Consider the following 22,830-nt stretch of genomic DNA (forward strand, 5'->3'; position numbering starts at 1 on the left):
TACGTTAACTAGATAGGAGAATTTTAATGAAACAAGATAAAAATCTTGACCTTGATGTTGCTACTGAAATAACTGCTTTTAATCAAGATGATTTAGATGAAGCAATTGATGATCAAATTGTTGCAGCTAAACGTAGTAAGTTAAAATCAAAGGTAACTGAAATTAACAAAACTTTAAGTAAAACTAAGTTATTTAATTTTGGAAAAGGAAAAGTTTGACCGATATTATTACCATTCTTTATTGTCATTACTGCTTTGGTAATTTTACCGTTAATTTCAATTGTAATTTATGCGATTGTTCAGCCAACTGGCGATGCAATTATGTTTAAGTTAACGATTGAAAAATTTATCAAAATGTTTACTGATAGTAATATTATGGTTGCCCTGCTGTTATCAATTGCTTACGCATTAGTAGCAGCATTATTATGTGTTTTAATCGGATATCCAATTGCTTTAATGATGGCACAAATTCGTTCAAAAATTTTAGCAAAAAATATGTGAGTTTTAATCACAATGCCAATTTGAATTTCAATGTTATTAAAAGTTTTAGGACTACAAACATTGTTTTACTTATTAATGCCAAATGCAATTGGAACTCCAATTGCCATTATTGTAGGTATGGTTTATATGTTTTTACCATTTGCGGTCACTCCAATTTATGATGCTTTAGAATCACGTGAAATTGATCTAGAAGAAGCATCATTGGATTTAGGAGCAACTCCAATGAAAACATTCTGAACAATTACTGTGAGATCATCAATGCCAGGAGTATTGACTGGATTTTCTTTAGTAATTGTTCAAGCAGCAACTTCACTAATTATTGTGCATTATATTGGAGATGGAAAAATCCAATTGATTTCTTCAGTAATTGAATCATATTTCTTAAAGGGAAATGATTTTGGTTATGGGGCTGCTATCTCAGTTGTTCTAGCAATTATGATTTTTGCTTTAATGCTGATTATTCGTGGAATTAGTAATAAATTTGAAATGAAAGGGAAGAAAAAATGAAAAGATTCTTCAAAAGTAGCTACTTTGCAATAGTAATCGCTTTCATCTATGTTCCGATTTTAGTAATGATTGCTTTTTCATTTAACAGTGGAGAAACAACAGCTTCATGAGTTGACTTTAGTTTTGACTGATACTTGAAGTTCTTTAATAATTCACCGTTTATTAAATCAATCGTTACTTCATTATTTGTTGCTGTTGTCTCAACAGTAATTTCAGTAATAATTGGAACAATGGCAGCTATTGGTTTAAGTAGAACTAAAAAAGTTACCCAAAGAAGTTGATTCGGAGTTGCAAATCTTCCGCTAATTAACGCTGATGTGGTAACTGCTGTATCATTAATGATCGTATTTTTAATGGCCGGACTAAAGTTTGGAATTTTGACTTTAATTTTAGCCCACGTTTCATTTAACGTGCCGTATGTTTTAATTACAGTTATGCCCCGTTTGCGTAAAATTGATAAATCGTTAATTGAAGCTTCATATGATTTAGGAGCAAAAAATACTCAAGTATTATTTAAAGTAATTTTGCCGATTTTAAAACCTGCAATTATTACAGCAACAGCAATTGCTTTTGCAATGAGTTTTGATGACTTTATTATCTCTTACTTTACTGGAGGAGATCAAACAAACGTTTCATCATTTATTTATACTGCTAAGAAAATTAAACCTTACATTTTTGCTTTTGGAACAATTTTGGTTTTAGTAATTGTTTTAGCAATTATTGGATGAAACGCCGTGACTATGACTAAACAACATCGTTTAGAAGTCCAAGAAAAAATTAAAAATGGATCATACAAAAATTCAAAAGTTCAAAGATTAACTCGTGAATTAAATAAGTTAGAAACTAACTTAAAAACTCAAAGTGAGATTACTCGAACATGGCGAATATCATTATGATGTCGTTATTACTTTTTAAGACTTAAAATTTGAATTGCCTCAACACAACAATACGATAAACGAATTTCTCGCTTGGAGTGGAAACAATATAAATTAAGATCAGAAATTAGTAAAGAAAAACGCTACTACTCACGTTTGAGCAAAGCTGAGAAAAAAATGCAGTCGTTATCTAATCAATTGTCATCAACTAAAGTTGATGTTAAGAAAGCTGCAAGGTTATCAATTCAGATTGAAAAGCTAGATTTAAAAATCGAATTTTTACGTGATGAAATTGAATGAATTGAGCATCGTGATGAAGTAGCTGAAAAGAAAGCTGCCAAAATTACCAAAGAAATTATGACTTATCAACAGGATTTAAAAGCTGAAGTTAATCCAAGTAAAAAAACTTTAGCATGATATGCTAAAAAAATTAAAGAATTAGAAGACTGAAAAATTGAAGTTGAAGAAGGTAAAAACCATTATCGTTTACGCATGGTTGTTGAGCAACTTAAAGAGTTGAAACAGAGAAATGCTTCATATATTTTAGAGTTAAATGAAAAATTAAAACTTTTAGAAGCAGCTGTTTTCACTAGAAAATCAATGACTTGAAAAATCGATAAACAACTTAAAAGAGCAAATTCTGCAGATAAAGCAGCATTTTTGACTGAAAAACGTGCAAATTACTTAGAAATGACAACTGCTAAATATGAGCAATTAATTTTAAACAAACAAAATTATATTGAAAAAGTTAAAGCTCATATTGAAGAAGTTCGTGAAAAACTATTCCCATCAAATCCTGATACAGTTTCGCACTCAAAAGGATTTTTAGCACGCAGCTGAAAAGTTATTTTGGTAGCATTTATTGGGACTTCAGCTTTTGCTGGATTAACAGTAGCTTATGTAATGAATAACATTTATGATTTAGTAGTTGCCAATTGAGGAGAATATATTGATCCAGCATTAATTGGAGAATTTGAAAAAGTAAATAATGTTAAAATTAATTATCAAGAATATGATTCTAATGAGACTTTATATAACAAACTGTACACCTTCAATTATGATGTAATGGTTCCAAGTGATTATATGGTTCAAAAAATGGCTGAAGAAGGTCGTTTATTAAAACTGGATTATTCAAAACTAAATGTTAGTGGTAAAGTTAATGGAAAAAATTTAAATCCAACACCAGTTGAAACAGATCAAACTTCAGAACGTAAAGAAATTGAAAGTTCATTATTGGATGTTATGTATCAGTCAAAAGTGGTTGAAACAGAATTTAATGAAGAAATCGTTTCAACAAACGAAAATGTTAAAGGCTCAATCTTAGAATATGCTTTGCCTTATTTCTGAGGAGATTTAGTAATTGTTGTTAACCCAACTTTAGAAAATATTAAATTCTTAGAAGACAATGGTGTTGAATTAGATCCAGAAACTAAACAAATCGATAATAATTCTTTGTCATGAGACATTTTATGAAAAGCTGCTAACGCCAATAAACGTGTTGCTTTAAATAGCGATCCAAAAAATATTTTTGCAGCAGCTGCACAAGTTGAATTTCAGAAAGTCAACTTAGATTCAAAAGAAGAAATTGACCAAGTTGCAGGAAAAGTTAAAGATTTAGTTCAAGCAAAATCAGTTTCATTAAATGGAGATGATCTAATTAATAAAGTTGCCTTAGGATTCTTTGACTTTGCAATGATGTACAATGGAGATGCCTCATTTGCTAATGCGGTTTATAATGGGGATGCTGAAATTGATGAAGATGACGACGCTGTTTTTGGAATCAATAACAGAGCCAATGATAACAAATTTGTAAGCTTTATTTATGGTCGTCCCAACGCTGAAACTAATGGTCGTAAAGAAGGAACTAACGTCTTTTCTGATAATGTTGTAATTTCAGCTGATACTAGAAATGTTGAATTATCTTACAAATTCTTGAACTTTTTGTTTGAAAACTCAACAAAACTGACAGATTATGCTGGAATCACTTCTCCGTTTGTAGAGTCAATGGAAGAAATGGTGAGTGAAGAAGGAACATATCAAAACTATGAAAATCTATATAAACCGATTACAGTTCAAACTGATGCTGGTTATGATCCAACCGATAAAAAATTAGCGTTCCAATATCATGGTCGCGTTGATGATTATTTAATTGATCGTTATAACAGCATTGTTGCCGGAAAAAGATAAAAAGAGTTATTAAAAACTGAATAAATGCCTAAATATTAAAAACAAGGGGTTTTACTTCGTGAAGTACAAACCTTGTTTTTTTTTTTTTTTGTTAATATTATTTTTGAACCTTAATTCGTATTCTGAATTTAAAACCAGAATTCACAATAACAGGGTATCAAAAACATGGAAAGTATTGAAAGGTTTTATTAAGTTATGAAGCAGAAGCAAAATGCTAAAAAGTATGCGGACAAGTATGCGGAACATATTAAACTTAAATGGTTTTACAGATTTAAAATTTTGAAGCCAAAAATCAAACGGGTTAAAGTAAAGACTGACTATGTAAAAAATGATATAAAAAATGATCGCAAAACTAGAAAATATTTTATTCTATTGTTACTAATATTTTTTATTGGAACGACATCAATAGCTGGTGTGACTGTTTATACTACTGTAGGGATTAAACAAGAAGAGCTTACAATTGCTAATTTAGTAGATCTTGAAAATAGAGTAAGTCGATTTGATAATCAAACTTATGCTTATAATGAATATTTTGAAAATGAATTTAAAAAAGAATTTCAAAATGATGAAAGTTTAAAAGAAATGCAACTACTGGTTATTAATGAATCACCAATTAAAGCTGAATCAGAAATCACTACAATTACTTATCAAGCAACGTTTACTTTAAATAAAGGTTATAAATGGTCTGATAATACTAAAGAAAATAAGGTGTTTAATATCACTATTTTAATAGATACGAAACTAATTATTGATAGTGACCAAGTTTTACAAGGTATTAAATCTAATTTAATTGACAAAACTTTTGAATCAACCGAAGATGTCATTAAGGAAATTTCTTTAGTAGTTCTTCCAGTAACTGGAGTTGCAATTCAAACAATTAAGTACAATGAAAAAATAGATGCTATTGAAGTTGAAATCATTAAAGAAACAAATTACTTCTGATCAGATAACTATGATAGTGATAGTAGAACTTTAACCTTAAATAATATAGATGATATGTTGATTAAATTTGTTAACTTCAATGATGTCAAAAATGAAATTGAAAAAGCGATAGCCAAGGCAAATTCAGAAGATCCAATTAAAAATGCAGAAGATTTGAAAGAACGTTTAAATGCAGCAAAAAAAGATTTTGAGGCTGTTGAGGCATTAACTGTAAATGATATGGGTAGTGATGAAAGTGAATTCTATTTCGAAATAAAAATACATTTAAAGTCAAACTACAAATTTGCCAATGAAATTTCACAAGATACGTTTGAAATATTTATTGAGAATAAAAATTAAAAAATAGAAAAACAAGAGGATAAAAAAATGGAAAAATGTTCAAAATGTTCAGTAGATAGTAAAGGATTAACAACTATCGCTGTTGGGACCGAAGATTTATATGTAAAAACTACAATGCTAGTTTGTTGAAAATGTTTTAGAAAAGAATTTAATAAGCATGAAAATAAAAACGTTTTTGTTTTTAAACGTGAATTGCCAAAAGCTAATGCTAAAAAATTAGATTCATCAAATGTCAAAGAAAAAAATAAAAAAGTAGATGTATCTACTAAAGAAATTGTTAAAGAAAAAAATAAAAAAGTTAAGGCTGAAATAAAAGTTAATGTTGAAAAAGAAACTAAAGCTGAGCAAAAAGCTAAAGCTAAAGAATTGGAAAAGAAAGCTAAAGCTGAAAAGAAATCTAAATCTGAAAAAAAATTCAAAGTGGGTAAAAAATCTAAGGTTAAAAAACCTGAAGTAATTGAAGTAAATAGTGACAGCAACAATTAGAAATTACTTTTGAAAGTTGCTTATCAGAATAGAAAACAAAAATTGCACGAATAAGTTTATTTGCAAAATATAAAGAGGATTAAAAATGAAAAAGATAGCTGCAGTATTAGGTGTGACTTCAATTGTTGGAATAGCAGCAGCTACTCCACAAGCAGTTAAAGTTGTTAATAAAAATGTTAACAACAAAGAATCTAATAGTATAAATCAAGATCAAAAAATTATTATCAAGTTTTCGGATGTTAGAAATGAAATTAGCAAAATATCAAAACATGTTTATGAAAACTTTGATCAAGCAAAACAAGCATTTGATGAATTAAAAAGTGATTTATATACTGTCAAAACAGAAATAAACCAAGCATCACTAGTAGAAAATACCAAAGCCAACGGTTATTACGTATGTGATATTAGCTTAACTCCTACAATTCAAGCCACTTGAGAAGATGGAACTTCTGAAGCAATTAAATTCACAACAACTGTCAATGTTGATGAACGTAGTTCTTTTAGTGAAGAAGAAGTAAAAGCAATCATCACTCAGCACTTAGGTCAGAGTTTCTTGAAAGAAGCTCCTAAAACAATTGCCGAAACTAAAAAGGCGATTTTAAAAACTTCAAGTCAGCTGCAAAACTATGAGTTATCTCAAGGACTAATTATCAATAAAGTTTCTAATAAAGAGTTAACAGAACAAGATCAAAATTTACCAGTTAATGAAATTGTTGAATTCGAAATTGCTGTTTCTTTAAAAAATGGCTACAAATGAAGTGACACTCAAGATGGTTCTTTAAAAATAATTGCCATTGAACAAAGAGTTGATGGAAGAGCAAATATTGATTTCAATAGTGAAGTTGAAACTATTAAGCAAATGATTCTTGAAAAGTCTTATATGTCTGTTGAAGAATTTGAACAATGAGTTCCTACTTTCAAAAATCAAGAAGCTAATGGAATATCTTTTGCAGTTGATAAGACTTCTGAAAATAACACTTCGGAACCAATCTGACTTGTTGATTCAACTATTACTGCTTCAATTGATAGCAAGAAATATCGATGATTAAATGAACCCGACAATAATGAAGCCAAGAGTTTTAACTTAAACTCGATAAAAATTGATAATCGTGAAGAAACTTCTTACAAGGAAGTTAAGGAAAGCTTAGACAAGTTTATTTTAGAAAATGCTAATAAGTATAATTCTTTAGCTGAAATGTATAAAGCGCTTAATGAAGAGTTATCTCTAGCAGATAAAGGAGCAGTAATTACTTCATTAGAATATGATCAACAAACTCATCAATTAAATGTTTCTGTTGCATTAGACAGAATGTTTAAGTGATCAGAGGCTGAAGAAAACTTAAATGGTAAAACTAAAATTGCTAAATTTACTATAAGTGATGTGAGTTTTATTAATAAAATTTTAGACCTTGAGCAATTAAATGAAGAATTTAAAAATTATATGCAAGACATGACAAACATTAATACTAATGCTGATATTGAAAACAAAGCTAAAGCATTTTTAGATTCATCGGAGCTTAAGGACAAAGTTGAAATAGTTGAAAACAGCATAACTATTGATGGAGATATTGAAACAGAGTCTGGGGTAATTGTAATTATTGAGTTTGTCTTAAAAGAAGGTTACACATGAGCAAATGGAACTGCTTCTAATACGCATGTACCACTTTCTGTAATTTTAGAAAAATAGAAAAAGGAGTTTATATGAAAAACCTATTAAGAATTTTATATTCAGGGATAGTGATAGCACCAGCATCTTTGGCATTAGTTTCAGTTAAGTATGATAATACAACTGTTGCTAATCCAAAAGAAACTAGTCAGGAAGTAAATTTTAATACTATTAGATCAGAGTTTATTGACAATTTCAATAATGATACCAAATTTGCCAATCTTGATGAAGCAATGAAAAGTATTGAAAATTTCCCTAATACAACAAACATGAAAAACAACATTTATGTAAAGCAAGTTACGGTTAATTCCAATGTAGCATCATCAACAAATATTAATAATTACGTTGCCTTTGACGTTAAAATAAGTTTAGTAGATGAAATTAATACAAGTTGAAATATTCCTGGAGTGGATCAAATATTCACTTTAACAACATATGTTGATAATCGCAACTTAATTGAAAAGAGCGCCTACCAAAAAAGTTTGGAAGAATACATTGTTGCTGATGATAATGACTTTTTCAAAAATCCTTTAGAAGTCAAAAAACGCATTTTGAAATATAATCAAATTCGTTCAGCTGATACTGTAATTACAAGTGTTATTGAGGGTGATATTGTTTCTAAAGAATCAGAAAAAGTTTATGAACAAAAGTATCAAGTTAATGTAATTGCGCTTGATACTTACAAATGATCAACTGATACAACAACTGAAGTAATAGAAGTTATTGTTCAAATTGATGGTAGAGGATATGTCAATTCACAAGAGGTTCTTGAAAACCTTCAAAGCAATGTTGCAAACACTTACTTCAATTCTGTTGCAAATGCACAACAAGCTATTGAAACTGCTGAAAAAGCTGATGGTGTCAAAGAAATTAAAGCTGTATTTGATAAAGAAGTTAAAACTGCTATTAATGGAAAAGTTTTATTCAATGTTACTGTTTCTATTGAAGAAAACTTTAAGTGAAAAGATGGAACAATAGCAGACAAAACATATTCAGTTGAAGCTTTTGTCGATGAAAGAAATGAAATTAATAAAAATGATATTGAAGTTGCAATGAAAAAATATATTAATGCTAAAGGTCATTTTGAAAATCCTCAAGCAATTATTGCAGCGATTAATGAATTTAAGTTTACAGGAATTAGCAATGTTAAGGGAGAACTTTCAAATAAACAACAAAGAGATTTAGCAACAGCTTCATTCAAAGTCACTTTTGATGTTGATGTTGATTACAAATTAAAAGATAGTTTAGAACCTGTTTTCTACTTTGACTATGAATATGCAGCATCATTGAATATCGAAGATGTTAAAAAACAATTAAGCGAGAGTCTAAAAGAAGTCGAAACTTATCAATCACCAGAAGAAGTAATTGCTAAATTGGAAAGTACAGAAATTTTGGGAATTAAAGAAATTAAGGTTCAAAATTCTACAAAAACAAGAGCAGCGATTAATGGAACTTTTGAAGTATCATTAGTAGCTGATGAAGGTTACCTATTTGAAGGACTTAAAAATACTGCGGAAATTAAAGTTTCTCAAAATTATGCAAAAATTATTAAGAATAATAGAGTTCAAGATGAACTTCAAAATTTCTTAGATCAAGCACATTATGAAAGTCCAAAAGACATTATTACAGCAATTGAAACTAAATTTGTTTTTGAAGGATTAAAAAACTTCAAGGTTGTAAATACTCGTGAAGCGATTATGGAATCATTTAATGTTTCATTTGAAACAGAAGCCGGATATGAAATGGCTAAAAATAATTCAACACAAGTTGTTGTTAAAAAAGAATATGCGATTCTTTTAAGAACTGCTGAAATTAAATCTGATTTGGAAAAACACTTAAAAGATATGCATTTTGATACTTCTGAAGCAATCGTTAAAGAAATTCAAACAAACTTTAAATATACTGGAATTAAAAATGTTTCAGTTGCTGAATCAAGAGCACCAATTACTAAACAATATGTCATAAGTTTTGAAACAGAACTTGGGTATGCTCTTGAAAAAGACAACGATTTTAAATTTGTTATTGAAAAAGATCACTCAATTATTTTAAAAACAGCGCCAATTCAAACAGAATTAAATAAATATTTAGGAGACAAGACTTTTGAAACAGCAGAGCAAATTGTTGATGCAATTCAAACTAATTTTTCTTATAAGGGAATTAAAAATATCAAAGCTAGTTATCCAAAGGGAAATGCAAGGGGAATTGCAAACAAAACCTTTACAATAACTTTTGACACAGCGGATGGTTATGATTTGGCTTCAGGAGAAATTAATAGCTTCACTGTTCAAAAATCTTATGTTAAATATATCAAAACTCAAGAAGTTATTGATTCAGTTAAAGGACATATCGGAACTCAAGAGTTTGGAAGTCAAAAAGAATTTATCGACTTCCTTGTTGAATTGGGTGATCCAATGTATAACATTTCTAGTGTAAAACAAAAATCAGAAGGTGGAGATGTCTACACTATAACATTTACTGCCGGAGATGGTTTTCAATTATTTGCCAATGAGAAGTATTCATTTGAATTAAATACAAGCATTCGTTACACATACGATGACATTATAGATAACGAATATTCAAATGACTTTTCAACTAATTTTAATGATTTACTTTACATTTTTTCTAATCAAGGAAGCAAGACTATTGTACACACATTAAATGCCAACAGGGATTATGTAAAAGTTACTGAATTAGATGAAGCAACAACTGCTTTGGAAATTTACAATAATAAAATTTACGTTGGGACAGCATTAGGAAATATCATAACCATTGATAGTAATAATAATGTTAAAAAGATTGAACTTAAAAATAATGGTAAGCCAATTGCCGCAATAGCAAAATATAATAATAGGCTATTTGTTTTAGGATTAAATCAAAAATTATATCGCTCTGACGGAAACGATGAGTTTAGAAATCCCGTTTACAGTACAAGTGGTTCAGGAACAGTATACAATATTTTACCTACTCATAGATTTTTTTACTACAGAATAGATAATAATGCTATTAGATATATGGCTCTTGATCGAACTATGGGTGCCTATGAAACAACAAATATTAGTGGTCTATCTGCAACAACAAATATTAGAGACCAGTTTGCAGCATTTGCAAGATATGGAAATTATACTATTTATTCTACGGGATTTAATGACGAAAAAATGCGATATATAAATACTAATGGTTATTATGATGATCCAAACTTACAAACGGCCTATGCTATGACTAATAGTCCTGATGGGACAGTTTCAAAATTTGCTGAGATGGGATCAAGTTTATTCTTTACAATGATAAATTCTGGTAAAGTTTACAGAATTGATAAAGGTGCTGAAAAAATTGTTCAGAGTGACTTCTTTGAGACAAATAAAAATCTTAAGTCAGTTGATAAGCTAAATGGTGAATTATACTTTACTGGTAATAAATTTATTGGAATCAGAAATTCAAATATTAAATTAAAGTAATAAGTTTAACTAAAACTATAAAATAAAAAACAAAATGCAAAATTTTTAAAAGTCTAGTTGGCATGAAGATATAATTACTATTTAAATTGGAATCGAATTGGAATCGAAGTTTTCAATTAAAACACAGATGCCAATAAATTATAGATATTTCCAAAAAAATAGCAATATAAAGCCTAAATATTTTGGTTTTAAACATGAACATGAATCATCAAAAACAAATGCTAAAAAAGTTGGTGCTTGCTCAAATAAAACTTAATGTTAAACTTAAACAAGTTTATTTTAGAAAATGTAATGAGTATAGTTTTTTAGCTGAAATATGTAAAGGAATTAGTAAATAATTATTTCCAGCAAATAAAAGAATGGTAATTACTTCACTAAAATATGGTCGGCAAGCTCAACAATTAAATATTTTTATTGCACTAGATAGAATGTTCAAGTGATCAGAGGTTGAAGAAAATCTAAATGGCAAAACTAAAATTGCCAAATTTACTATAAGTAATGTGAGTTTTGTTAATAGAATTTTAGACCTTGAGCAATTAGAGCAAGAGTTTAGAAATTATATGCAGGACATAGCAAACATTAATACTAATATTGATATTGAAAATAAGGTCAAAGCGCTTTTAGATTTATCGGAGTTTAACGAAAAAGTCGAAATAGTCGAAAACAGTGTAATTGTTGATGGAAATATTGAAACAGAATCTGGACTAGTTGTAATAATTGAGCTTGTCTTAAAAGAAGGTTATACATAAGCAAATGGAATTGCTTTTAATACTTGTGTACCACTTTTAGTAATTTTAGAAAAGTAGAAAAAGGAGTTTATATGAAAAACCTATTAAGAATTCTATATTCGGGGATAGTGATAGCGCCAGCATCTTTGGCATTGGTTTCAGTTAAGTATGATAATACAACTGTTGCTAATCCGAAAGAAACTACTCAGGAAGTGAATTTCAATAATATTAGATCAGAGTTTATTAATAATTTTAATGACGAAAGTTTTGCCAATCTTGATGAGGCAATGAAAAGTATTAGGGTTTTCCCTAACAAAACTAACATGAAAAGTATTTATGTAAAGCAAGTTACGGTTAATTCTAATGTATCAGCATCAACAAATATCAATAATTACGTTGCCTTTGATGTTAAATTAAGTTTAGTGGATGAAATTAATACAACCTGAAATATTCCTGGAGTGGATCAAATATTCACTTTAACAACATATATTGATAATCGTAACTTAATTGAAAAGAGCGCCTACCAACAAAACTTGGAAGAATACATTGTCGCAGATGGTAATGAATTTTTTAAAAATTCATTAGAAGTTAAAAAACGTATTTTAAAATATAATCAAATTCGTTCAAATGATACAGTAATTACAAGTGTTACTGAAAGTGATATTGTTTCTAAAGAATCAGATAAAGTTTATAAACAAAAGTATCAAGTTAATGTAATTGCACTTGACACTTACAAGTGATCAACTGATAAAACATCTGAAGTCATAGAAGTTATTGTTCAAATTGATAATAGAGGATATGTAGACCCACAAGAGGTTGCTGAAAGCATTCAAAGCAGCGTGGCAAATATGCAATTTAATTCTGTTGCCAATGCACAAAAAGCTATCGAAACTGCCGAAAAAGTTGATGGTATCAAAGAAATTAAAGCAGTATTTGATAAAGAGGCTAAAACTACTATTAATGGAAAAGTTTTGTTTAATGTTACTGTTTCTGTTGAAGAAGACTTCAAATGAAAAGATGGAACAGCAGCTGACAAAAGTTTTTCAGTTGAAGCGTTTGTAGATGCAAGAAATGAAATTAATAAAAATGATATTGAAGTTGCAATGAATAAGCATATTGAAGCTAAAGGTCATTTTGAAAATCCTCAAGCAATTATTGCAGCGATTAATGAATTTAAGTTTACAGGAATTAGTAATGTTAAGGGAGAACTTGCAAATAAACAACAGAAAGATTTAGTAACAACTTCATTTAAAGTCAGTTTTGATGTTGATATTGATTACAAGCTAAAAGATAACGTAGAACCGGCGTTTTATTTTGATTATGAATATGCAGCTCTACTAAATATTAAAGATGTTGAAACTCAACTGAATAATAGTTTAAAAGAAGTTGAAATTTACCAAAAACCCGAAGAAGTAATTGCTAAATTAGAAAGAACTGAAATTTTAGGAATTAAAGAAATTAAGGTTCAAGAATTAGCAAAAACGAGAACTGCAATTAATGGAACTTTTGAAGTATCTCTAGTGGCTGATGAAGGTTATTTATTTGAAGATCTTAAAAACACAACCCAAATTAATATATCTCAAAACTATGCCAAAATAATTAAGAATAGTGACGTTCAAACTGAACTACAAAGTTTCTTGAACGAAGCTCACTACGAAAGTGAAAAAGATATTGTCACAGCCATTGAAACCAAATTTGTCTTCAGTGGATTAAAAAACTTTAAGGTTATAAGCAGTCGTAGTTCTATTATGAAAGCATTTACTGTTTCATTTGATACAGAACCAGGTTATGAAATGGCTAAAAATGATCCGACACAAGTTGTCGTTCAAAAAGATTATGCTATTTTACTAAAAACTGCCGAAATTAAGGCTAATTTAGAAGCATATTTAGAAGATAAGCATTTTGAATCATCGCAAGCGATTATCAATGATATTCAGTCAAACTTTGAATACGAAGGAATTGAAAAAATTACAGTGGCTGAAGCAAAATCTCCAATCACTAAACAGTATATTGTAACGTTTGAGACAAGAACTGGATATGCTCTTGAAAAAGATGATGATAATAAATTTAGTATTCAAAAGGATTACGCGATTCTTTTAAAAACTGCCCTAATTCAAACTGAATTGAACAAATACTTAGGCAACAAATCTTTTGAAACAGCAGATGAAATTGTTAATACAATCGAGACTAAATTTTCATATACGGGAGTTAAAAATATTAAAGTAACTTATCCAAAAGGAAATGCAAAAGGAATTGTAACTAAAACTTTCACAGTAACTTTTGATACAGCAGATGGATATGCTTTAGCTCCAGGAGAAAGTAACAGTTTTACTGTTCAAAAATCATATGTAAAATATATTAAAACACAGTTGGTTATTGATTCAATTAAAGCCCATATTGGAACTCAAGAATTTGATAGCCAAAAAGAATTTATTGATTTCATTGTTCAACTTGATGATCCAATGTATCAAGTAACAAATGTAAGTTTAAAAGTTGAAGGTGGAAATGTCTTTATTATCGACTTTGAAGTAAAAGATGGCTTTGAACTTAATGCTAATGAGAAAAAAACTTTTGAGCTAAATACTGAAGTTCGCTATTCATATGGTGAAGTTATGACAACTGAGCATTCAAATGATTTTTCAGTAAGCTTTAACAACTTGCTTTATCTATTCACAAATGAAGGAACTAAAACTATTGTGCATACTTTAAATGCTGATAGAGAATATACCAAAGTATTAGAATTAGATGAGAATATTTCAACAGTATACACGTATGAAGATTGAATTTATGTAGGAACCATGAAAGGGAATATTATAATTATCCACAAAGACAATAAAGTTGAAAAAGTGACTCTTGCAAGTAATGGAAAACCGATTGGTACAATTACTTCATATGCAAGAAGAATATATATTCTAGGTTTAAATTTAAAAGTATACAGAGCGACAACAACAGGTTCTAACCAGTACACTTATAACAAGTTTGACACTTATCAACCTACAATTAGTGGTGCTGGTAAAGCATATACAATGTTTCAAAGTGGTAGATTCTTATTTTACTCTATAGATAATATAAATGTACCGTTCATTGGTATAGATCCATCCCATTCTTATAGCACACTTTACAATATGCCGGGTGTATCTAATAATGATCTTAAACAACCAATGTCTGCTTTTATAACCTTTGGTCAATATGACAGATATGGAGTTTATTCAACAGGATATAGTGATGATCTAATCAGATACGTAGATGGTGAAGAATATACTAACGTTCAAAATCAACAATCAATGTCTATTCCAAATGCTCCTAGTGGAACAGCAACAAAATTCGTTAAGATGGGTGAAAATGTATTCTTTACAATGAAAAGTTCTGGAAAAGTTTACTCAATGAGCTCTAGCGCTCGACCTTCAGTAAAGTCAGGAAACTTTGACACTAAAAAAGATTTAAAATCATTTGATAAACTGAATGGTGAATTATACTTCACTGGTAACAATTTTATTGGAATTAGAAACTCACATATCAAACTAAAATAATTAATTTTTAGGTAAAACCAAAAAAATAGAAACGAGAAAATAAAATGCAAAAATGTTCAAAATGTTCAGTCGATGATAAAGGTTTAACTACTGTATCAATTGGAACTGAAGACTTATATGTAAAAACAACAATGTTAGTATGTACTAAATGCTTCAAAAAAGAGTTTCAAAAACATGAAACTAAAAATGTTTATATCTTTAAACGTGACGAACCAAAAACTTCTGTTAAAAAGAAAGATTAGTAGTATTGCAAAGTTTACTGCTTATTAATCAAAACAATCAAAACAATTTAACAAAGTTTTTTAAAAAAAATTAAAAAATTTTATCAGACAGCTGATAAAATTTTGCTTATCAAAATATATCTTTAAAAGATATTATTACCTCATTAGTGTCAGCTCATTAATAAGAAATATCAAAAAGCAAGTTCAAAACTGGCTTTAAATAGAAAAGAGAATCTAAGTTATGCAAAAATGTTCAAAATGTTCAGCAGAAGATAAAGGATTGACAAATATCGCAATTGGTACTGAAGATTTATATGTCAAAATATCAATGCTGTTATGCTGAAAATGCTTCAGAAAAGAGTTTCAAAAACATGAAACTAAAAATGTTTATATTTTTAAACGTGAAGAGCCAAAAGTGACTGTAAAAAAGATTAATTCAAAAAAATAATTTGGATATAAGTAGCAAAACTACTTAGTAAAGGAAAATAAAGATGAAAAAGAAAAGAACCTGATTTCTATTAATAATAATTTTTATTTTATTGTTTAGTGTTACGCTTTTTTATGGTTTACAAAATCGACCAGATATTAAAATTAATCTTGAACAATTTCAAGCTAAATTAGAAACCAATTTTGGTGAAAAAATTTATAAGTCTAAAGAAGGAGAAAGCTCTCCAGTTAATGAAATTGAAAGAGCTAATTGAAAAGAAGTTACAATGACAGCTAAATATGATGATCAACTTATTGGTAAGTTTGAAAATTCTTTAGAACCAGATTTATCACAAGTTGTAATTGTTAAAGCAACTCCTAAAGAAAATTATGCTTGAGAAAAAAGTGACAATGTTCATGAAACACTGGCTTTTAAAATAACTACTACAATTGATGAACGTGAAGTTTTATCAAAAGTAGAGTTTATAAATAGTTTTAAAAATGAAGCAAGCATTAAGGAATTTAATGATACTGATTCATTTGATAACTTTATTGAAAATCAAAATAACCTTGCTGATAAAGTAAGTTATCAGTATGAAACTTTAGTTCCAGCTAATAACGCAACACTAACAAGCAAAGTTAAGGTTTCAATTGAAATTAAAGATATCAAAAAATATGTTTGAGATGATGGTAAAACAGGAAGCATTAGTTTTGAAATGGAAATTACTGTCGATAATCGATCAATCATTACTGTAGACGAAGTACACCAAGCACTACTTGATTCAAATGAATCAGAGTACGAAAATGTGGCAACAGCAGTTAAACATTACACTCAAGAAATTACTTTATTAGACAATAAAGCAAATGTAACAACAGTCAGTTCAAACAAAGAACAAACAAAACTTAAAATAAGCGTTGTTTTGGCTGTGGATTACAAATGAGATCAAGACCCTAAAGTTAGAATCAAGGAATTTGAAGTTGATGTAAAAATTAATACTTTAACATTCTCACTTGAGGCTTTAGATAACATGATAGAAGATATTATTAACAAACAATTGTCAGAAGAACAAACAATTAACGAGCTTGAAATATTATTAAAATCTCAAACTTATCTAGACCAAAGTTCAATCGCCGTTCAAGAACAAGAGGAAGGTATTTTATTGATTAAGTTTAAATTACAAGACCAATTTAAATGATCAAATCGAGAAGAAAACGAAGTTGAGTTAGAAAAAGCTTTATAAAAAGTTTAAATATCTGAGCTTATAACAAGAAAGTATTTGCAGCCATTAAATTAGAAAATATTAAATTAGAAATAGCAAAATGTTTATATAAGAAAACAAATAAAAGGATTTAGAATGAAAAAATTAATAGCCCTATTAGGGATTGCTTCAATTGCTGGAGCAGCAGCAGTAACCCCGATTGTAATTAAAAGCGTAAATGCCCCAATCAATAACAAGGACAATAATTCTGAAAATGAAGTAGGAGACAAAACTCTTATTAAGTTTTTAGAAGTTAAAGAGAAAATTAAAGAAATTTCTCAACCAACTTATGCTAATTTTGATAAAGCTGTCAAAGCTTTTGAAGAATTAAATAATGATTTATACAAAGTCAAAACAGAAATTAACCAAGAATCACTAACAGAAAACACTAAAGCTAATGGATACTATATTTGTGACATTAGTGTAACACCATCTTCACAAGCAGCTTGAGAAGATGAAACTATTGAAACAATTAAATTTACCACAACAGTAAGTGTTGATGAACGTGAAAGTTTTTCTGAACAAGAAGTTAAACAAATCATTGAAGCTCATTTAAAAACAAGCTTTACTAAAGAAGCACCTAAAACAATTTTAGAAACAAAAAAAACAATTTTAGCAACTGCTAACCAACCGCAAAACTTTGCAGTTTCTGAAGGAATTTTAATTAACAAAGTTGCTAATGAAGAGTTAACTCAAAAAGATCAAACTGTTAATGAAGTTGTTAAATTTACAGTGTCAGTATCACTAAAAAACAATTACAAATGAGGTGATACTAATGATGGTTCAGTTAAAACAATTACGATTGAACAAAGAGTTGATGGAAGACAAGATATTGATTTTGATAAAGAAGTTGCAGCTATTAAAAAAGCTTTAACTAAAAAGAATTATGATACAGTTAAAGAATTTGAAAGCGAAGTTAATAAATTTAAAAGTTTGGGAGATGACGGAATCAAATTCACTGTTGAGGAAAGTTCAAAAAACGATGAAGGAGTTCCAATTTTCAAAATTGACTCAAAAGTAGTTGCTTCAATTGACAGCAAAAACTATCGTTGATTAGGTCAACCAGATGATAATGCTGATAAAACTTTTGATATTAGTTCAATTAGTATCGATAACCGTACCGAAATTTCTTATGAAGAAGTTGAAGACTTCGTAAAAGACTTCATTTCAAAAAGCGCTAATAACTCAGAAAACTCAGCACAATTATTTAAAATCATCAACGATGAATTAGACTTAAGTGCTTTTGGTGCAGTAGTTACAACATTGGAATATAATGAAAAAACAAATGTTTTAAAAATCTATATCGGTTTAGAACGTATGTACAAATGAACAGATGCTAGAGAAGAGCATCTAAATGGAACTACTCAAATTGCCGCATTTACAATCGGTGATGTAGCGTTTGTCAATAAAACTATTAATTACGATCGTTTCTACAGTGAATTTAAAGAATATATGTCTGATATGTCAGAAATTACAACAAATGCTGAGATTGAATCTAAAGCAAATGCCTTTTTAGAGTCATCAGACTTTAAAGATAAAGTTGAAATTATTGAAAACAGCTTATTAATTCAAGGAGATCTAGTAGCAGACGGTGAAGTATTGTTCAACATTGCCTTTAAAGCAAAAGAAGGTTATAAATGATCAAATGGTACTTCAGCAAATGGTGAAATACCAATTATGTTAGTGTTAACAAAATAAGCTATATAACCTGCTTATTTAATATTTAAAAACAAGAGAGAAAATTCAAATTTTCAATCTTGTTTTTTTTGCTGTATTACTGGAGTTATAACAAATATAAGGAAAAATAAAATAACGAAAGGATTAAATAGCTATTTAGTCTCAATGGTTTTGACATCAAGAAAAACGTTAAATCTTAGAAATTCTTTATAATATTATAAAGATATAAAATTTGCTTACTTTTTAAAGTCAAAATTTGGTCCTAAAATGCAAAATAATGGTAAATTTTAAAGTTTTATTAAGCTAGACGCTTGGAATATGCCGATTATTTAATTATACTTATATAGTAAATATATATGGCACCATGGCCAAGTGGCTAAGGCATGGGTCTGCAACACCCTGATCGTCGGTTCGAATCCGACTGGTGCCTCCAAATTGATAAAAATATTAAATAGCAGTAAAGAGCTATTTTCTTTTTTATTAATGAAAAAAAATTCAATATTTTGTAAAAAAACTATTGTATTTATTCGAAATGTTTTGCTATAATATAAAAGTCGCTAATAGTGGAATTAGTGACCAATAACAATTAAAGGCTTGTATATGCGCCCGTAGATCAATTGGATAGATCGTTTGACTACGGATCAAAAGGTTAGGGGTTCGAGTCCCTTCGGGCGCACCATTTTATTAGAAACGCCAATTGATGTTGTTATTGTACATTTAAATATTTATGATAACACCATTGTTATCGGGAAGTGGCTCAGCTTGGTAGAGCATTCGGTTTGGGACCGAAGGGTCGCAGGTTCGAATCCTGTCTTCCCGACCATTTAAATGGGCCCTTAGCTCAGCTGGGAGAGCACCTGCCTTGCACGCAGGGGGTCGACGGTTCGATCCCGTTAGGGTCCACCATTTTTATTATTATTTTTGGCGGGATAGCTCAGTTGGTTAGAGCGTTCGGTTCATACCCGAAAGGTCCCGAGTTCAAGTCTCGGTCCCGCTACCATTAATTTATAAGGACCTTTAGCTCAGTTGGTTAGAGCATCCGGCTCATAACCGGACGGTCATTGGTTCAAGTCCAATAAGGTCCACCATCATTGAATACAAATATGTTGGTGATGTGGATACCGGACAAAATAATCACGGAAGATTACCCAAGTCCGGCTGAAGGGATCGGTCTTGAAAACCGAGAGTCGGGGAAACCCGAGCGGGGGTTCGAATCCCTCATCTTCCGCCATTTTAAAAACAAACAAAGGTAACGCGGGGTGGAGCAGTTGGTAGCTCGTCGGGCTCATAACCCGAAGGTCGCAGGTTCAAGTCCTGTCCCCGCAACCATTTGGCCCCATAGCGAAGTTGGTTATCGCGCCTCCCTGTCACGGAGGAGATCACGAGTTCGAGTCTCGTTGGGGTCGCCATTATTGGTCGTGTAGCTCAGTTGGTAGAGCAGCAGATTGAAGCTCTGCGTGTCGGCGGTTCAACTCCGTCCACGACCACCATCGAAAATAAAACTAGTAGTGACTTAGGTCACTTTTTATTTACAAAGAAGATATTTTAAAACGTCCTTTTTTAAGGACGTTTTTTAATTTACAGTTAAGGAGTTTTGTTTTCACGATATCTTTTAATACTAGCTGCTAATAAAATAACCGGATTTAAACTTACAACTCCAAGAATAAACAACTGCTTACTAGTTTTTAAAAAGCATGCAATTGAAAAACAAAGCATTTGATAAATTCCTAATATAATCATTGCCGACATAACTAAAAGGTTATGTCAAACATAGCCATTAAAGATTAGTAAGTTCTCAGCTATTACATAATCACTTAGGTTATATTTGAAAAGAATTCAAATTGACGAACAAACTAAAGCGACTGTAGCAATCATTGCTAAAAAGCTTAAGTATTTCATAAGACTACAACTATTAAATTTTGTCATAAATTCTTCAAAACTGAGGCTTAGCTTTTTAAAAGAAAAGTAAATAATTATGGTATCAATAATCAAAGCCAAAGTTATTTGAATTATTAAGGCATAATTAAACTTTATTAATGAATAATTAATATCAGCAATGATCTTTAGACAAGTCAGGGTAAGCACTAAAAGAATAAGTAAATCAAAAATAATTATGTATTTAATCGTCTTTTTAGAGTTAAATTGTGATGGGTTACGTTTATAAAAATAGTTCATAATCTTTAAGATCACTAAATTAAATCCAAAAGACATTAAACCTACTAAAAAAGGTAAAACGATTTTTAGCCAAACCGCTGAATCATAAACCATAGTTGATATTAATAGACTCAAAAAGTTCAGTCCTGCCAAGCAGGTAATAACAAACATTTGTTTTGATATATATCTATTGTTCATAGCAACCTTTCATTACACTAATTTGAAGTACTATAATCATACGCGATCTTATTTTCGCAAGCTTTTTGGTGAACAGACATCTAGCATTTCGGCAATAAAAGCCTTTATAGAAAAACTGTTAAAAACATTACTCCCTCCCGACCACCCAGTTTTAAGTAATGTATCTATAAATATTATTTATTCTTAGCAATTGAATTAAAAACTTTTTAAAGAATATAAAACTTATTTAAAAACTTAAAATTAGGATAGATAATCATTTTTCTATTTTTGAATTTAAAAAATGGAAAAAATTACTTATCTTGATATGATATATACATAGATAAAAAAATGGAGAAAATACATGAACATTATTATTGTTAAAGACAACCAAGAAGCGGGAGAAATAGCAGCTGAAATGATAGCTGAAAAGATTTCGAAAAATCCTAAACTTGTTTTAGGATTAGCAACTGGTTCGACGCCAGTTTCAACTTATGAAACTTTAATTAAAATGTATAAGAATAAGAAAGTTGATTTTAGCCAAGTTAAAAGTTTTAACTTGGATGAGTACAAAGATTTGCAACCAACTCATGAACAGTCATATCGATATTTTATGAATACTAAATTGTTTGATCACATAAATATTAATCACAACTGAACATTTGTACCATCAGGGACTGACACCAAAAACCCTGAAACATATGATTTAGAGATTGAAAAAGCCGGAGGAATTGACTTGCAACTATTAGGGCTAGGAGTTAATGGGCATATCGGCTTTAATGAACCAGGAACAAAATTTGATTCAAAAACTGCAGTTGTTGATTTAACACCATCAACAATTCAAATTAATGCAAGATTTTTTGATAGTCCAGCTGAAGTACCCACACAAGCAGTTTCAATGGGACTTGCTTCAATTATGAATTCTAAAGAAATTATTTTGATTGCAACAGGAGCAAATAAGGCTGAAGCAATTTATCATTTAGTTCATGGAAAAGTATCAGAACAATGACCTTGTTCAATTTTACAAAACCATGAGAATGTGACAATTATTGTTGATCAAGAAGCTGCAAAGCTTTTGGAAAGTAATTAAAATTGCAACAATTTTAAAAAGGGTTAATCACGATGGCATTAAGTAAGCGAAAAGAACAATTATATCTTAATTATTTTGCAACACCATTAGGGAAGATGGCAAGTCTTAGTGACCATCATCATTTATATTTCTTAAAATTTATTGATAATGATTTTGAGGGTAATGAGCTTATCAAAGTTCAATCTAAGTATCAAAACAAATTTCTTAAGCAACCGACCAAAATTTCCGAGTTAATTGAAACAGAAGTTCACAGTTACTTTTTGAATAGCAAATTTATTTTTACCACTCCAACAAAATTTTTTGGAACATCTTTTCAAGAACAAATTTGAAAAGAACTAGTATCAGTTAATTCTGGACAAACAACTACTTACCAAAAACTAGCGTTAAAAGTTAACCGCTTAAAATCACAAAGAGCAATTGGCAATTGTGTAGGACAAAATTGCTTAGCAATTATTATTCCATGTCATCGGGTAATTCTTAGTAACGGCCAACTTGGTGGTTATAATGGAGGAATTGTTCGGAAACAATGATTGCTTAAACATGAACAAATAAAATAAAGAAAGACGAATTATCAGGTTCGTCTTTCTTTTGCCTAATTGATTTCCAAAACACTG

General features: G+C 29.6%; 15 protein-coding genes and 10 tRNA genes. 24 read left to right on the forward strand and 1 reads right to left on the reverse strand.

Features of this window, described 5'->3' with window-relative positions; genetic code table 4:
• Positions 1–26 precede the first annotated feature (26 nt).
• The 22 genes from potB to L872_RS0100255 all read left to right on the forward strand — a co-directional run bounded on the left by potB (position 27) and on the right by L872_RS0100255 (position 20,288).
• Positions 27–1,040 (forward strand): spermidine/putrescine ABC transporter permease, encoded by a 1,014-nt coding sequence (gene potB / locus L872_RS0100145; protein ID WP_036268766.1) that lies wholly within the window; start codon positions 27–29, stop codon positions 1,038–1,040.
• Positions 1,004–4,069, forward strand: a complete 3,066-nt coding sequence (gene potCD / locus L872_RS0100150) for a spermidine/putrescine ABC transporter permease/substrate-binding protein (protein ID WP_027062906.1) — start codon at positions 1,004–1,006, stop codon at positions 4,067–4,069. Before potB ends, potCD begins: the two co-directional genes overlap by 37 nt.
• A gap of 195 nt (positions 4,070–4,264) precedes the next feature.
• Complete coding sequence (locus L872_RS0100155; RefSeq protein ID WP_027062907.1) at positions 4,265–5,350, forward strand: hypothetical protein; 1,086 nt, start codon at positions 4,265–4,267, stop codon at positions 5,348–5,350.
• A gap of 27 nt (positions 5,351–5,377) precedes the next feature.
• Entirely contained in the window at positions 5,378–5,836 is a 459-nt protein-coding gene (locus tag L872_RS05030; protein ID WP_027062908.1) for a hypothetical protein, read from the forward strand.
• 85 nt (positions 5,837–5,921) lie between these two features.
• Positions 5,922–7,523 (forward strand): hypothetical protein, encoded by a 1,602-nt coding sequence (locus tag L872_RS0100165; RefSeq protein ID WP_027062909.1) that lies wholly within the window; start codon positions 5,922–5,924, stop codon positions 7,521–7,523.
• A 14-nt stretch (positions 7,524–7,537) separates the two neighbouring features.
• On the forward strand, positions 7,538–10,957 hold the full coding sequence (locus L872_RS0100170; protein WP_027062910.1) for a hypothetical protein: 3,420 nt from the start codon (positions 7,538–7,540) through the stop codon (positions 10,955–10,957).
• Between the two features lie 359 nt (positions 10,958–11,316).
• Complete coding sequence (locus L872_RS0100180) at positions 11,317–11,706, forward strand: hypothetical protein (RefSeq protein ID WP_027062911.1); 390 nt, start codon at positions 11,317–11,319, stop codon at positions 11,704–11,706.
• A gap of 71 nt (positions 11,707–11,777) precedes the next feature.
• The gene (locus L872_RS0100185) at positions 11,778–15,215 is read left to right on the forward strand and encodes a hypothetical protein (protein WP_027062912.1); all 3,438 of its coding nucleotides are present in this window, start codon (positions 11,778–11,780) and stop codon (positions 15,213–15,215) included.
• A 44-nt stretch (positions 15,216–15,259) separates the two neighbouring features.
• Positions 15,260–15,457, forward strand: coding sequence for a hypothetical protein (locus L872_RS0100190; RefSeq protein WP_027062913.1), 198 nt, complete (start codon positions 15,260–15,262; stop codon positions 15,455–15,457).
• Between the two features lie 220 nt (positions 15,458–15,677).
• Positions 15,678–15,884 (forward strand): hypothetical protein, encoded by a 207-nt coding sequence (locus L872_RS0100195; RefSeq protein WP_027062914.1) that lies wholly within the window; start codon positions 15,678–15,680, stop codon positions 15,882–15,884.
• Positions 15,885–15,927: 43 nt separating this feature from the next.
• Positions 15,928–17,103, forward strand: coding sequence for a hypothetical protein (locus L872_RS0100200; protein ID WP_027062915.1), 1,176 nt, complete (start codon positions 15,928–15,930; stop codon positions 17,101–17,103).
• 114 nt (positions 17,104–17,217) lie between these two features.
• Entirely contained in the window at positions 17,218–18,819 is a 1,602-nt protein-coding gene (locus tag L872_RS0100205; RefSeq protein WP_027062916.1) for a hypothetical protein, read from the forward strand.
• A 337-nt stretch (positions 18,820–19,156) separates the two neighbouring features.
• Positions 19,157–19,231 (forward strand) — tRNA-Cys (locus L872_RS0100210).
• A gap of 169 nt (positions 19,232–19,400) precedes the next feature.
• A tRNA-Arg gene (locus L872_RS0100215) sits at positions 19,401–19,477 on the forward strand.
• A 67-nt stretch (positions 19,478–19,544) separates the two neighbouring features.
• Positions 19,545–19,621, forward strand: a tRNA-Pro gene (locus tag L872_RS0100220).
• A 7-nt stretch (positions 19,622–19,628) separates the two neighbouring features.
• Positions 19,629–19,704, forward strand: a tRNA-Ala gene (locus tag L872_RS0100225).
• Positions 19,705–19,721: 17 nt separating this feature from the next.
• Positions 19,722–19,798 (forward strand) — tRNA-Met (locus L872_RS0100230).
• A gap of 11 nt (positions 19,799–19,809) precedes the next feature.
• Positions 19,810–19,886, forward strand: a tRNA-Ile gene (locus L872_RS0100235).
• Between the two features lie 50 nt (positions 19,887–19,936).
• A tRNA-Ser gene (locus L872_RS0100240) sits at positions 19,937–20,029 on the forward strand.
• A 22-nt stretch (positions 20,030–20,051) separates the two neighbouring features.
• A tRNA-Met gene (locus tag L872_RS0100245) sits at positions 20,052–20,127 on the forward strand.
• Positions 20,128–20,130: 3 nt separating this feature from the next.
• Positions 20,131–20,207, forward strand: a tRNA-Asp gene (locus L872_RS0100250).
• A 5-nt stretch (positions 20,208–20,212) separates the two neighbouring features.
• Positions 20,213–20,288: transfer RNA gene (locus tag L872_RS0100255), tRNA-Phe, on the forward strand.
• Between the two features lie 94 nt (positions 20,289–20,382).
• Here L872_RS0100255 and L872_RS0100260 read toward each other — a convergent pair.
• Entirely contained in the window at positions 20,383–21,150 is a 768-nt protein-coding gene (locus L872_RS0100260; RefSeq protein WP_027062917.1) for a hypothetical protein, read from the reverse strand.
• A 340-nt stretch (positions 21,151–21,490) separates the two neighbouring features.
• On the opposite strand from L872_RS0100260, the gene nagB reads away from it, so the two are divergent.
• Entirely contained in the window at positions 21,491–22,216 is a 726-nt protein-coding gene (gene nagB, locus L872_RS0100265; protein WP_027062918.1) for a glucosamine-6-phosphate deaminase, read from the forward strand.
• A 32-nt stretch (positions 22,217–22,248) separates the two neighbouring features.
• Positions 22,249–22,773, forward strand: a complete 525-nt coding sequence (locus L872_RS04395) for a methylated-DNA--[protein]-cysteine S-methyltransferase (RefSeq protein WP_036268769.1) — start codon at positions 22,249–22,251, stop codon at positions 22,771–22,773.
• Positions 22,774–22,830: the final 57 nt, after the last annotated feature.

Origin of the sequence: Mesoplasma seiffertii ATCC 49495 (genome assembly GCF_000518725.1) — a bacterium.
GTDB lineage: Bacteria > Bacillota_I > Bacilli_A > Mycoplasmatales > Mycoplasmataceae > Tullyiplasma > Tullyiplasma seiffertii.